At 73.2% G+C, this 12463-nt stretch carries 13 protein-coding genes; 9 read left to right on the top strand and 4 right to left on the bottom strand.

The genetic code is table 11. The annotated features are described in order from the left end of the window. Positions 1-65: 65 nt before the first annotated feature. A complete protein-coding gene (gene dnaJ, locus PVK37_RS06825; protein ID WP_275032912.1) occupies positions 66-1244 on the top strand; it encodes a molecular chaperone DnaJ in 1179 nt (392 codons plus the stop codon). Positions 1245-1349: 105 nt separating this feature from the next. After that, a complete protein-coding gene (locus PVK37_RS06830) occupies positions 1350-1784 on the top strand; it encodes a heat shock protein transcriptional repressor HspR (protein WP_275032913.1) in 435 nt (144 codons plus the stop codon). Positions 1785-2687: 903 nt separating this feature from the next. Here the strand turns inward: PVK37_RS06830 and PVK37_RS06835 are convergent. The 3 genes from PVK37_RS06835 to PVK37_RS06845 all read right to left on the bottom strand — a co-directional run bounded on the left by PVK37_RS06835 (position 2688) and on the right by PVK37_RS06845 (position 5067). Beyond that, positions 2688-3119 carry a hypothetical protein gene (locus PVK37_RS06835; protein WP_275032914.1) on the bottom strand — a complete coding sequence of 144 codons (432 nt, stop codon included), beginning with the start codon at positions 3117-3119 and terminating at the stop codon, positions 2688-2690. Between the two features lie 231 nt (positions 3120-3350). Beyond that, the gene (locus PVK37_RS06840) at positions 3351-4559 is read right to left on the bottom strand and encodes a cation:proton antiporter (protein ID WP_275032915.1); all 1209 of its coding nucleotides are present in this window, start codon (positions 4557-4559) and stop codon (positions 3351-3353) included. A gap of 7 nt (positions 4560-4566) precedes the next feature. Then, positions 4567-5067: a cation:proton antiporter regulatory subunit gene (locus PVK37_RS06845; protein WP_275032916.1), complete on the bottom strand. Its 501-nt coding sequence runs from the start codon at positions 5065-5067 to the stop codon at positions 4567-4569. 35 nt (positions 5068-5102) lie between these two features. On the opposite strand from PVK37_RS06845, the gene PVK37_RS06850 reads away from it, so the two are divergent. Further along, complete coding sequence (locus PVK37_RS06850; protein ID WP_275032917.1) at positions 5103-6203, top strand: WD40/YVTN/BNR-like repeat-containing protein; 1101 nt, start codon at positions 5103-5105, stop codon at positions 6201-6203. A 60-nt stretch (positions 6204-6263) separates the two neighbouring features. Here the strand turns inward: PVK37_RS06850 and PVK37_RS06855 are convergent, their stop codons facing one another. Continuing rightward, entirely contained in the window at positions 6264-6518 is a 255-nt protein-coding gene (locus tag PVK37_RS06855; protein ID WP_275032918.1) for a DUF6289 family protein, read from the bottom strand. 157 nt (positions 6519-6675) lie between these two features. On the opposite strand from PVK37_RS06855, the gene clpB reads away from it, so the two are divergent. The 6 genes from clpB to PVK37_RS06885 all read left to right on the top strand — a co-directional run bounded on the left by clpB (position 6676) and on the right by PVK37_RS06885 (position 12449). After that, positions 6676-9267 (top strand): ATP-dependent chaperone ClpB, encoded by a 2592-nt coding sequence (clpB, locus tag PVK37_RS06860; protein WP_275032919.1) that lies wholly within the window; start codon positions 6676-6678, stop codon positions 9265-9267. Positions 9268-9357: 90 nt separating this feature from the next. After that, positions 9358-9729, top strand: a complete 372-nt coding sequence (locus PVK37_RS06865; RefSeq protein WP_275032920.1) for a hypothetical protein — start codon at positions 9358-9360, stop codon at positions 9727-9729. A gap of 69 nt (positions 9730-9798) precedes the next feature. Then, the gene (locus PVK37_RS06870; RefSeq protein WP_275032921.1) at positions 9799-10728 is read left to right on the top strand and encodes a hypothetical protein; all 930 of its coding nucleotides are present in this window, start codon (positions 9799-9801) and stop codon (positions 10726-10728) included. A gap of 97 nt (positions 10729-10825) precedes the next feature. After that, complete coding sequence (locus PVK37_RS06875) at positions 10826-11461, top strand: DUF4178 domain-containing protein (RefSeq protein ID WP_275032922.1); 636 nt, start codon at positions 10826-10828, stop codon at positions 11459-11461. 2 nt (positions 11462-11463) lie between these two features. Continuing rightward, on the top strand, positions 11464-12027 hold the full coding sequence (locus PVK37_RS06880; protein WP_275032923.1) for a DUF2617 family protein: 564 nt from the start codon (positions 11464-11466) through the stop codon (positions 12025-12027). After that, positions 12024-12449 (top strand): DUF4247 domain-containing protein, encoded by a 426-nt coding sequence (locus PVK37_RS06885; protein ID WP_275032924.1) that lies wholly within the window; start codon positions 12024-12026, stop codon positions 12447-12449. Before PVK37_RS06880 ends, PVK37_RS06885 begins: the two co-directional genes overlap by 4 nt. Positions 12450-12463: the final 14 nt, after the last annotated feature.

Consider the following 12463-nt stretch of genomic DNA (forward strand, 5'->3'; position numbering starts at 1 on the left):
GTCCCGCCCACCTCGCACCGGTGGGCGGGACGCCCGGTGCACGTCGGTGGGAAGGGGGTGGACCGGTGAGTGCCAAGGACTGGATCGACAAGGACTTCTACGCGGTACTGGGGGTGGACAAGTCCGCCTCCGCTGACGAGGTCAAGAAGGCGTACCGGAAGCTGGCCCGGGAGTCGCACCCGGACCACAACCCGGACGACCCGAGGGCCGAGGAGCGGTTCAAGGCCGCCTCCGAGGCGTACAACGTCCTCTCCGACGACAAGCGGCGTCGGGAGTACGACGAGATGCGCTCCCTGTTCGGCTCGGGTGCCTTCCGCCGTAACGCGCGCGGTGGCGGGCAGCCGGGCGGCGTGCCGTTCGACGTCTCCGACCTGTTCGGTGGCGGCGGTGGCGGCGGCGGAAGGTTCGGGGGCAACGTCTCGGACCTCTTCGGCTCGATCTTCTCCGGCGGTGGGGCCGGCGGCCCGGGACGGGCCCGGGGCCCGGTCAAGGGCCGGGACGTCGAGGCCGAGGTGGCGCTGGACTTCACCGATGCGGTGCACGGGGTGACCCTGCCGCTGACGCTGCGGGCACCCGGCGTCTGCGACACCTGCCACGGCAACGGGGCCAAACCGGGCACCACCCCGGTGACCTGCCCGCACTGCCAGGGCTCCGGGACGACGACCCGTAACCAGGGGTCGTTCAGCTTCGCCGAACCGTGCCGCAACTGCCAGGGCGTCGGCACGGTCGTCGAGGAGAAGTGCCCGGAGTGCCGGGGCACCGGCGGCGTCACGAAGACCCGTACCCTCAACGTCCGATTTCCCGCCGGGGTGGCCGACGGCCAGCGGATCCGGCTGGCCGGGCGGGGTGAGCCGGGCGAGCGCGGCGGCCCGGCCGGCGACCTGTACGTGCACGTGAAGGTACGCCCGGACGAGCTGTTCGGGCGCTCCGGCGACGACCTGACCCTGACCGTGCCGATCACGTACCCGGAGGCGGTGCTCGGTACCGATCTGCGGGTACCCACCCTGGACGGCACGGTGACCCTGCGGGTGCCGCCGGGTACCCCGGCCGGCCGGGTGCTGCGGGCCCGGGGCAAGGGCGTGGTACGCCGGGACGGGCAGGCCGGCGACCTGCTGGTCACCCTGGACGTGGTGGTGCCGTCCCGGCTCTCCGACGAGGCCCGTCAGGCGTTGGAGACGTTCGCCGAGCACACGCCGCCGGCCGCCCGGGAACATCTCGACGCGCGGGTGCGTCGCTTCAACTGACAGACCGACGCGCGGCGACGCGCGTCCCAACCGACCCGGACGCTGATCCTCGGGCGCGGCCCGCGCGCCGGCGGTCACGGTGGAGTACTCGCGGAGGTGAGCGGGATGGCGGACGAGTTCGTCGGCTCGGGTGACCCTGCCTACGACGCCAAGGTGCTGATGATCTCGGTCGCGGCGCGGATGGCGGGGATGCATCCGCAGACGCTGCGCCAGTACGACCGGCTGGGGCTGGTGCAGGCCGGTCGGGCGGCCGGTGGTGGTCGCCGGTACAGCGTCCGGGACGTGGTGCTGCTGCGCGAGGTGCAGCGGCTCAGCCAGGACGACGGGGTGAACCTGGCCGGCATCAAGCGGATCATCGGCCTGGAGCAGCTCCTGGAGCAGGCGCAGGCCCGGCTCGCCGCCATGGAGGCGGAGCTGGACGCCGCGTACCGGCGGGTGGCCGAGTTGGAGGCGATGGTCCGTTTCCCGGGGCGGGACATCGTCCCGACCACCCGTACCTCCACCGCCCTGGTGGTCTGGCGGCCCCGCCGCGACCACTGACTCCCCCGCTGGGCCGTACCGGTGGCTCCCGGTACGGCCCGTACCCACTGACTTCCGGTACCGGGGAGGCGGCTCCCGGCGCCGGGCAGGTTCCGCCTCCCGGTATCGGGAAAGTGCCGCGCGGTCCGACCCGGTTGGTTAGCCTGGGCAAAAGGGTTGATTCGGGCGTATCGGAGACCAGTGGTGGCGGAGTCGGCGCGCAGGGTGGCCCAGCAGGCGGAGAACCGGTTGAACGAGGTGGCCGAGACCGTACGGGAGAAGTTCGACCGGATCACCGACCGCCGGTTCGCCGGCAAGCCCGGTCGAGCGGTCGACCGGAAACCCCACACCACCGGGCCCGACCAGGCCGGCGAGCCGGCTGCCTCCGGCCCCCGGGCCGCAGGGTCCGGGGCCGCAGGGTCCGGGGCCGCAGGGTCCGGGGCGGCGAAATCCGGAGCCTCCGGGCCGGCAAGCCCCGGAACGTCCGGACCGGGGGCCCGGAAGGACGCCCCGAAGCCCGCGCCGCCGAAGCCCGGCCCGCCGAAACCCGCACCGCCGAGAACCGACGGACGCCGGTCCGGTCCCGCCGCGAGCGGGCGCCCGGACGGGGGCGGTACCGGTCACCGGGGCACCCCGCCCGGCCGGTAGCCACCCGAAACCACGGCCGGTCGCCACAACCGTGGCCGGTCGGGGCACCACATCGCGGCCGTTCGGCGCGGGAGCGCGGACGGATGCCGTGCCGAGCCACGGGCCGGGAACCACGGGGGGTCCCGGCCCGTACCCCGGCACCGGTCCAGCCCGGTCGCCGCCCCGTCTGCTTCCCGGCCCCGTCTGCTTCCCGGCCCCGTCTGCTTCCCGGCTCTGCCCGGTCGCGGCCGACCCCCGTTCCGGCCCGGACTCGTCGCGGCCCGGCGTCGTGCCGGGTCAACCGATGCGGCGGTTCTCGCGGACCAGGCCGCCCTCGCACCAGTCGTGGTAGTCGAAGAGGTCCGGCCGTTCCAGCAGTACCCGGGTGTTGTACGCCCAGGTGCGGACCAGGTGGTCACCGGTGAGTTCGGCGTGCTCGACCAGCTTCCGCAGCCGACGTTTCGGGTGCGCCCGGAAGCCGGTCCGGATGCCGTCGGCGGCGTAGATGTAGAGGCAGTGCAGGGCGAACCGGCGGGCCGGGCAGGCCGTGTCCATGGCCAGCTCGAAGAGGGTGGTCACCAGGTGGTCGCCGGAGACGAGCAGGTCCCAGTCCTGCGGCATCGACGTCAGGGGCACCGAGTCCGGGTGGTACGCCCACGCCCGCAGCTCCGCCGGCGACGGATCCACCGGGTTGGCGAAGCCGCGGAACGTCGAATCGGGCACGTGCACCGGCACCTTCCGCTCGCGCCCGTGGGGCGTACCGGGCAGCCACTGGACCTGGCCTGCTGGGGCGACACGGTAGCGCGGTCGCGCAAAGCGGGGAAGCCCTGGCCGGAAGTCTTGCCCGGCCGCCCGCCGGGCCGGTCCACCCGTACCGGCGGGTCCGGTCCCGGCCGACGCGGACGCCGACCGGGACCGTGGCCTTCCTGGTGAACCTGGCCCGGCGCTGCACCGGTGGGCTCAGTCCGGGGTCGGTAGCGGTTCCATCCGTCGGGCCGCGGCGGCCCGACGGCGCAGCCACTGCTTGAACCAGCCGAAGTCGGGCAGTCGGGCCAGCATCGGCCCGGTCACCACGGTGATCAGCACGTACGCGGCGGCCAGCGCGGCCAGCGCCGGTTCGACCCGGCCGCTCGACACCGCGAGCCCGGCGATGACGATGGAGAACTCGCCCCGGGGCACCAGCGCCAGCCCGGCCCGCCACCGGCCCGGCTCGGCGATGCCGGCCCGGCGGGCGGCGAGGTACCCGGTGAGCACCTTGGTGCCCATGGTGACCACGGCCAGGGCGAGCGCCGGCAGCAGCACCGGGGGGATGTCCCGGGGGTCGGTGACCAGCCCGAAGAAGACGAAGAAGACCGCCGCGAAGAGGTCCCGCAGCGGGGTGAGCAGCTCGGTGGCGTGGTGTGCCACCGGCCCGGAGAGGGCGATGCCGACCAGGAACGCGCCGACCGCCGCCGACACCTGGAGCTTCGAGGCGACCCCGGCGACCAGCAGGGTCATCCCGAGGACGCCGAGCAGCAGCGCCTCCGGGTCCTTCGCGGACATCGCGGTGGAGATCAGGTGGCCGTACCGGATCGCTACAACCAGCACCAGCAGCACCGTACCGACCGCGATGACCAGCGCCTTCAGCCCGCCGAACAGCCCGACCCCGGCCAGCAGGGCGGTCACCAGCGGCAGGTAGAGCGCCATGGCCAGGTCTTCGATCACCAGCACCGAGAGGATCACCGGCGTCTCCCGGTTACCGACCCGGCCCAGGTCGCCGAGGACCTTGGCGATCACGCCGGACGAGGAGACCCAGGTGATGCCGGCGAGCACCACGGCGGCCGTCCAGTCCCAACCGAGGAGCAGCGCGAACGCCGCGCCGGGCAGGGCGTTCAGCACGCCGTCGATCAGCCCGGCCGGGGCTGCCGCGCGGAGGTTGCCGACCAGCTCGTTGGCCGAGTACTCCAGGCCGAGCATGACCAGCAGGAGGATGACGCCGATCTCCGCGCCGACGGCGAAGAACTCCTCGCTGGCGTGCATCTCCAGCAGCCCACCGTGTCCGACGGCGAGTCCGGCGAGCAGGTAGAGCGGGATCGGGGAGAGGCCGACCCGGCGGCTGAGCCGGCCGAGCAGGCCGAGCAGGAACAGCAGCGCGCCGACCTCGATGAGCAGCGTGTAGGACTCGTGCATCCGCGCCTCAGCCGTCCGGGTCGCTGTCGGCGAGGATGGCGGTCACGCCGTCGAGACCCGCCCGGGTCCCGACGACGACCACCACGTCACCGGCCGCGAAGCGGAAGGTGGGGTCTGGTGAGGCGATCACCTCGCCGTGTCGCAGCACCGCCACGATGGAGGCGCTGGTACGGGTACGCGCCTTGGTGTCCCCGAGCCGACGGCCCACGTACTTCGACCCGGCCGGGATGGCGATCTGCTCGGTGAGCAGGCCGGCGGCCTGGTCCCGCAGCCCGGAGAGCTGACCGAGCATCAGCGACGCGCCGAGGATGTCGGCCAGGGCCTCCGCCTCGTCGTCTGTCAGCGGTATGTCGTGCTGGCAGGAGTCGGGATCGTCCGGGTCGTACAGGACGAGGTCACGTCGGCCGTTTCGGTGGGAGACCACACCGAGCCGGCGTCCGGATTCCGTCAGCAGATCGTGACGAACGCCGATTCCCGGCAGGGCAGTCTGTTCAACACGTACTCGCACGCGGTCACGGTACGGTACCGGCGCGAAGGAGGGCCATGGCTGCACGGTTATCCCGGTGGACGGTCACACTGCTGGTCGTACCGGCGCTGGTGGGGTGCTCGATCGGGGACGTGCGCCGGCCCCCGCCACCGGTCGCGACCACCCCGCCGGTCGGGGTGGTGACGCCCGTGCCGGGCCCGTCGCCGATTCCGTTCGCCGAGGTACGCCGCACACAGGTCGCGGTGCCCGAGCGGTACGACCGGCCGTACGTCGAGTTCGTCGACGGGCAGCGCGGGTACGCCCTCTTCGCCGCCTGCGACGGGAAGCTTGCCGGCTCCGACTGCCCGGCACTGCTCTGGGCCACCGTCGACGGCGGCCGGTCCTGGCGGAAGCTACGGCACCCCCGCCCGGTCGCCGAGAACCAGCAGCTCTACGCGGCCCCCGGGTTGCTGCTGCTGTTCAGCGAACCGCACGGCTACCACCTGTCCACCGACGGCGGCGCGACGTTCACGTCCAGCGGCACCAGCCCACCGCCGCAGTGGCGGGCGGCCCAGGGCCGCTTCCAGTACGCCGAGGAGACCGGGCAGGTCGCCGAGTGGGACGGCCGACGGCTCCGCCCGCTGGCCGTCCAGCCGGAGGTGCCCGGCCTGAACTCGGTGGCCTCGCACCGGGACCTGGTGGTGGCGGCCGGGCTACGGGACGGCAGACCGTACGCGGCGATCTCGTCCGACGGGGGGCGGAACTGGCGGCGGCAGGCGATGTCCGTGCCCGACGGCGAGGTGGGTGTGCTGCGCGCGGTGGTGGACTCGTCCGACACGGCGTGGCTGATCGGTGAGCGCCCGGACCGGACGACGTTCCCGGCGCTCTGGCGGTCGCCCGGCCTGGACTGGGAACCGGTCCGTGCCGACGGGCACCCGGAGCGGGTCGGCTCGGTGGCCGCGATCGGCCTGAACATGCTCGCGGTGAACGGGCCGGACGGCGTCGGGGTGGTGACCGGGAACCGGTACCACCGGATGGGCTGGCCGGTCACCCCGGAGCACCACCTCACCGTGCTCGCCGACGGCACGCTCTGTGCCCGGGGCCCGGCCGGGGTGGTGCTCGCCGCCGCACTGCCGAGCGAACGGCGCTGGGTCAACGTGGTCCTGGAACGACGCTGAAACGGGCCGCCAGCTCGGGTGGCCCACCCCGGGACCGGCCCCGGGGTGGGCGCGCCGGGGTCAGTCGGCCGGGCAGGTGACGGTGTCGATCTCGTAGTAGGCGGTCTTGGTGCCCCAGAAGAAGTCCTCCAGGCAGTTGCCGTAGATCCAGGTGCCGACCTGGACGGTCCGGCTGGCGTCGGAGTAGTAGGTGTAGACGACGCTCTGGTTGTCCTTCGGGTAGGGGATGGCCTGGGCGGGGCTGGCGGTGGCCAGCGTGCCGCCGGCCATGGCGAGGGCGGCGGCGACGGCGGCGTTGCGGAGCATCCTGCGCATCGGTACACCTTTCCGGTGGCTCGTCGGGGTGCCCTCACGGTAACAACTCATTGATCTTCGCTTATAAGTGACTCGGCTCACACTGTAGAAGTTGAGTGGAATAGGCTCAACTCTGGTTGTGTCTGTCCTAGTGGACACGCCGATTCCGGGGGAGCCCATGAACACGGAACGCCTCACCACCAAGAGCCGCGAGGTCATCACCGGTGCCGTCGCCAGCGCCAACCAGCGCGGACACGCCACCGTCGAACCCTGGCACCTGCTGCTGGCCCTGCTCGACACCGCCGGATCCACCGCCGCCGGCCTGCTGCGCGCCGCCGGGGCCGACCCGGTCGAGCTGCGCCGGGTCGCCGTACGCGCGATCGACGGCCTGCCGGCCGCGCGTGGGTCCAGCATCGCCGAGCCGACCCTGTCCCGGGAGTTCGTCAACGCCATCGGCGCGGCCGAACAGATCGCCCGCCCGCTCGGCGACGAGTACACCTCCACCGAACACCTGCTCGCCGGCCTGGCCCGGGTCGGTGGCGCGGTCTCCGTCGCCCTACGCAACGCCGGCGCCACCGAGGAGAACCTGGTCGCCGCGTTCCCCAGCATCCGGGGCGGGGACCGGCGGGTCACCACCGCCGACCCCGAGCAGACCTACCAGGCCCTGGAGAAGTACGGCGTCGACCTGACCGCCAGCGCCCGGGACGGCAAGATCGACCCGGTGATCGGCCGGGACTCCGAGATCCGCCGGGTGATCCAGGTGCTGTCCCGGCGTACCAAGAACAACCCGGTGCTGATCGGTGAGCCGGGCGTCGGCAAGACCGCCATCGTCGAGGGCCTGGCCCAGCGGATCGTCGCCGGTGACGTGCCCGAGTCGCTGCGCGACAAGAAGCTGGTCTCGCTCGACCTCGGCGCGATGGTCGCCGGCGCGCAGTACCGGGGCCAGTTCGAGGAGCGGCTCAAGTCCGTCCTGGAGGAGATCAAGAACTCCGACGGCCAGGTCATCACCTTCCTCGACGAGCTGCACACCGTGGTCGGCGCGGGCAAGGGCGAGGGCTCGATGGACGCCGGCAACATGCTCAAGCCGATGCTGGCCCGGGGCGAGCTGCGGATGGTCGGCGCGACCACCCTCGACGAGTACCGCGAACACATCGAGAAGGACCCGGCGCTGGAACGCCGCTTCCAGCCCGTCCTGGTCGGCGAACCGACCGTCGAGGACACCATCGGCATCCTGCGCGGCCTCAAGGAACGCTACGAGGTGCACCACGGCGTACGGATCACCGACGCCGCCCTGGTCGCCGCCGCGTCGCTGTCCGACCGGTACATCACCGAGCGGTTCCTCCCCGACAAGGCCATCGACCTGGTCGACGAGTCCGCGTCCCGGCTCCGGATGGAGATCGACTCCCGGCCGGTCGAGGTGGACGAGATCGAGCGGGCGGTCCGCCGGCTGGAGATCGAGGAGATGGCGCTGGCGAAGGAGCCGGACGCCGCCTCCGCCGAGCGGCTGGCCCGGCTGCGCAAGGAACTGGCCGACAAGCGCGAGCAGCTCACCGCCCTCTCCGACCGGTGGAAGCTGGAGAAGGACCACATCACCAAGCTCTCCACCGCCAAGGAGGAACTGGAACGCCTCGGCGGCGAGGCCGAGCGGGCCGAACGCGACGGCGAACTGGAACGCGCCGCCGAGCTGCGGTACGGCCGCATCCCGGCGCTGAAGGCCGACCTGGCGAAGGCCGAGGAGGAACTGGCCCGGCTCCAGGCCGACGGCGCGATGCTCAAGGAGGAGGTCGGCGCGGACGACATCGCCGCCGTGGTCGCCTCCTGGACCGGCATCCCCGCCGGCCGGCTGCTGGAGGGCGAGACCGCCAAGCTGCTCCGGATGGAGGAGTCGCTGCGCGCCCGGGTGGTCGGCCAGGCCGAGGCGGTCGGCGCGGTCTCCGACGCGGTCCGGCGGGCCCGCGCCGGGGTCGCCGACCCGGACCGCCCCACCGGCAGCTTCCTCTTCCTCGGCCCCACCGGCGTCGGCAAGACCGAGCTGGCCAAGGCGCTCGCCGAGTTCCTGTTCGACGACGAGCGGGCCATGGTCCGCATCGACATGAGCGAGTACGGCGAGAAGCACTCGGTGGCCCGGCTGGTCGGTGCCCCGCCCGGCTACGTCGGGTACGAGGAGGGCGGCCAGCTCACCGAGGCGGTACGCCGCCGGCCGTACTCGGTGATCCTGCTGGACGAGGTGGAGAAGGCCCACCCGGACGTCTTCGACGTACTGCTCCAGGTGCTCGACGACGGCCGGCTCACCGACGGCCAGGGCCGGACGGTGGACTTCCGCAACGCCATCCTGATCCTCACCTCGAACCTCGGGTCGTCGGTGATCGGTGACCTGACGCTCGCCGAGGAACAGCGCCGGGAGGGTGTGCTCGCGGTGGTCCGGTCGCACTTCAAGCCGGAGTTCCTCAACCGGCTGGACGACATCGTGGTCTTCGCCGCCCTGCACGGCGACGACCTGCGGGCCATCGTGGACATCCAGGTGAACCGGTTGCGCCGGCGGCTCGCCGACCGCCGGCTCGGCCTGGAGGTCACCGACCCCGCCCGCGGCTGGCTCGCCGAGCACGGCTACGACCCGATCTACGGGGCCCGGCCGCTGCGCCGACTGGTCCAGTCGGCCATCGGCGACCAGCTCGCCAAGGCCCTGCTCGCCGGCCAGATCCGGGACGGTGACACGGTCCGCGTCGACCTGGCCGACAGCAAGGAGTCGCTGGCCGTCACCGCCGCCTGACCCGCCATCCCAGGGCCGATCAAGAGGTTCGCGCACGCGAACCTCTTGATCATCGGGTCGGAACGGGCAGGTACGGGGAAAGGAGACGGCATGTGGGGACGGAAGAGGTCACAGATCGCGGTGGACGCCGCGGAGCTGGGCCGGACGGACACGGTGGCGTTCGACGGGGTCGGCTTCGCGGCGCGGATCCTGCCGGAGACCGAGGCGTACCGACGGCTGGAGGCGGCGCTGCCGGACCGGGCCGACCAGGTCCGCGCGGAAGTCGACCGGCTGCTCGAACAGGGCAGCCCGGCCGGCCGGGTGTACGCGGCGACCCTGCTGGACCGGATCGACCCGGTGGCGGCCCGGACCGCCTGGGGTCGGCTCGCCGACACCGACGGCGAGTTCACCACCTTCGCCGGCTGCATCATGGGCCGCCGGACGGTACGCGAGTACGCGGCCGAGCAGCTCGCCCAGAAATGATCACCGGTCCCGTCGGGGCCGACTGAACGGGTCTGCGCCCGTCCGCCGGTCGCCCGTACCCTCCCGATCATGACCACCACCGCCGCCGAGCCGGCCGGACCCGCCACCGCCACCGAGCCGGTACGTCCGGACCGGCCCACCATCGTGTCCGTCGCCTTCTGGTTGCAGCTCGGCCTGGCCGGCGTACTGCTCGCCGTGGCCGGGCTGGCGATCGCGGCGGCGGTGCAGTTCGACGGCCAGATCACCCGGGCGGCGGAGATCGTGTCGGGTGCCGACCCGGACGAGGTGTCCGGCGAACGGGTCGGCAACGTGCTGACGGCGGTGCTGCTCGCCGTGCCGGCGCTGTTCCTGGCGGTCTGGTTCGCGGCCACCGCCCGGCCGCTCCGCCGGGGCGGCAACACCGCCCGGACCCTGGTCTACGTCGGTGCCGGCCTGCAACTGCTGCTGCTCTGCGGCCAGGGCTGCCTGGGCCTGTTCCTCCTCCCGTTCAGCGGCGGCGGCGACTGGACCGAGGCCGAGGACGGCGAGCTGGTCTGGGAGGAGTCGGAGTTCAGCGAGACCCTGTACGGCGACGTCGACCTGGGCACCGAGCTGCTCGGCGTCGGATCGTTCGGCGGTCTGCTCCTCGTCTTCGCGCTCAGCCTGGCGGTGGTGCTGCTGGTGAGCGTGCCGCCGGCCAACCGGTACTTCGTGCCACGGACCGAGCAGCCGGCCGTCCCGCCGCCGGTGGCCTGGTCCTACCTGGCCGCCCCACCGCCTGCGTACGCCACGCCCTCCGGCTACCCCGTCCCGCCCGGATACCCGACCCTGCCGTCCGGCTATCCCGCCGTCCCGCCGACGGGATACCCCGTCCCGCCCGGCTACCCCGTCGTGCCGCCCGGGTACCTGATCTGCCCCGACCCGGCCCGGCACCTGCCGCCGTCCGAATCCGCCCAGGCGGAGCGGCCGGACCCGGACCCGGCGGACCGCCCCACCCCGCCGACCACCCCGGGTAGCTGACCCGTCACTCAGCAAAGCTGCTGTTCAGGCGGGTGCGGACGGTTGTTACCGTCGTGCGCCGACACGGTGTTGACCGGCACAGGGGGAGGCGGGAGCGGTGAGCGAGACGCTGGTGTACGTCCTGGCGGTAGCGGGATGCCTGGTCGCGGTGGGCGGCCTGGTCGTCGCCCTGGTCGCCCTGCGTCGGACGCGCCGCCAGACCCGCCCGGCCGCCCCCACCGGCGTCGACCCGCTGCGGGACCACGACGCCGACGCGCTGCGCGGCGACCCGCGCAAGCTGCGCCCCGGCGACCTCGTCGAGATCCGCCAGGTGTCCTACGCGGTACGCGGCTCGCTGTTCCTCACCGAGGGCGAGTGGAGCTGGCGGGAGCACCTGCTGGAGGACACCGAGGGCGCCCGGCGCTGGCTCTCCGTGGAGGAGGACCCGGAGCTGGAACTGGTGCTCTGGACGGCCGAGCCGGGCGCGACGGTCACCCCGGGACCACCCACCGTGGACTTCGACGGCCGGCGCTACCACAGCGACGAGTCGGGCCGGGCCCGCTGGACCGGCACCGGCACCACCGGACTGAACCCCACCGGCGGCCTCCGCTACCACGACTACCGGACCTCGGGCGGGGCGCTGCTCTCCTTCGAGCGGTACGGCGACGCGGACTGGGAGGTGGCCCGGGGCGAGCGTCTACACCGGGCCGAGGTGATGATCTACCCGCAGGCCGGCCCGGAGCAGGTGAACTGAGCGTGCTCGTCAGCCTGGCCGCCCCGTACGTCGACACCAGCGCCGGTGACCTCAGCCTGGCGCTGGGTGGCCCCGAACTGCCCGCCCTGCACGTGCTCGACCTCGATCTGCCCGGTGGGGCCCGCCTGCGGCTGCGGCTGCTCGGCGCCTCCCACCAGGTACTGCTGACCGACCCGGCTCGTCCCGTCGCCGCCCCGGCCCATTCCGGCAGCGTCCCGGCTCGTCCCGGTGCCGGCCCGGTGCCGTTCACCGAGACGGTGGCCTGCCTGCCCGGCCGACGACCCGACCTGCCGGCCACCGTGCACGAGCCGGCCAGCGGCTACACCTTCACCGCCACGGTGCTCCGCCCCGAACCGGGCGGCCTGAGCAGCCGGGTCGCCCGGCTCCGGGCCGACCTGGCCGACGACCCGTACGCGCTGGTGGGGGTCTTCCCCGGCGACCCGGACGCGGTGACCGCGCTGGCGGTCGCCCCCGACCCGACGGCCGGTGCGGTGCGGTGGCGCACCTGGCACGCGTACCCGCAGACCAATGAGCTGGTCCTGACCGAGACGGTGGTGACACGGTGACGTACCGCAGGTGGTTCGTGGTGGGCGCGGCGTTCGCCGTGATCGGCGCGCTGGTCGCCGCATTCGCGGTCTTCTACGGCAACTTCTCCCCGCGCGGCTACGTCGAGGACCGGTACACCCGGGCCGCCGCGCAGGACATCGGCCGGGACGCCGTCGCCTACACCTCGTCGAAGTCGCCCAGCCAGGTGGCCGACGAGGTGACCGACACCTGGACGCCGGCCGACGAGTACGTCGACGGCAGCGGGGTCTACCTGCGCTACGACGACGACTCGGTGGTCATCCTGCCGGTGGCGGCCGGGTCGCTGATCCTGCTGGAGCGCCTCTCCACCGCGTACCCGCGCTACCACTCCACGGTGGGCAACCACTGGGGCTGGGGACGGGGCAGCACCGTCCGCGGCGGTGGCCCCGGCAGCGGCAAGTAATCGACGAATCCCCT

It is taken from the genome of Micromonospora cathayae (assembly GCF_028993575.1).
In the GTDB taxonomy this organism is placed as follows: domain Bacteria; phylum Actinomycetota; class Actinomycetes; order Mycobacteriales; family Micromonosporaceae; genus Micromonospora; species Micromonospora cathayae.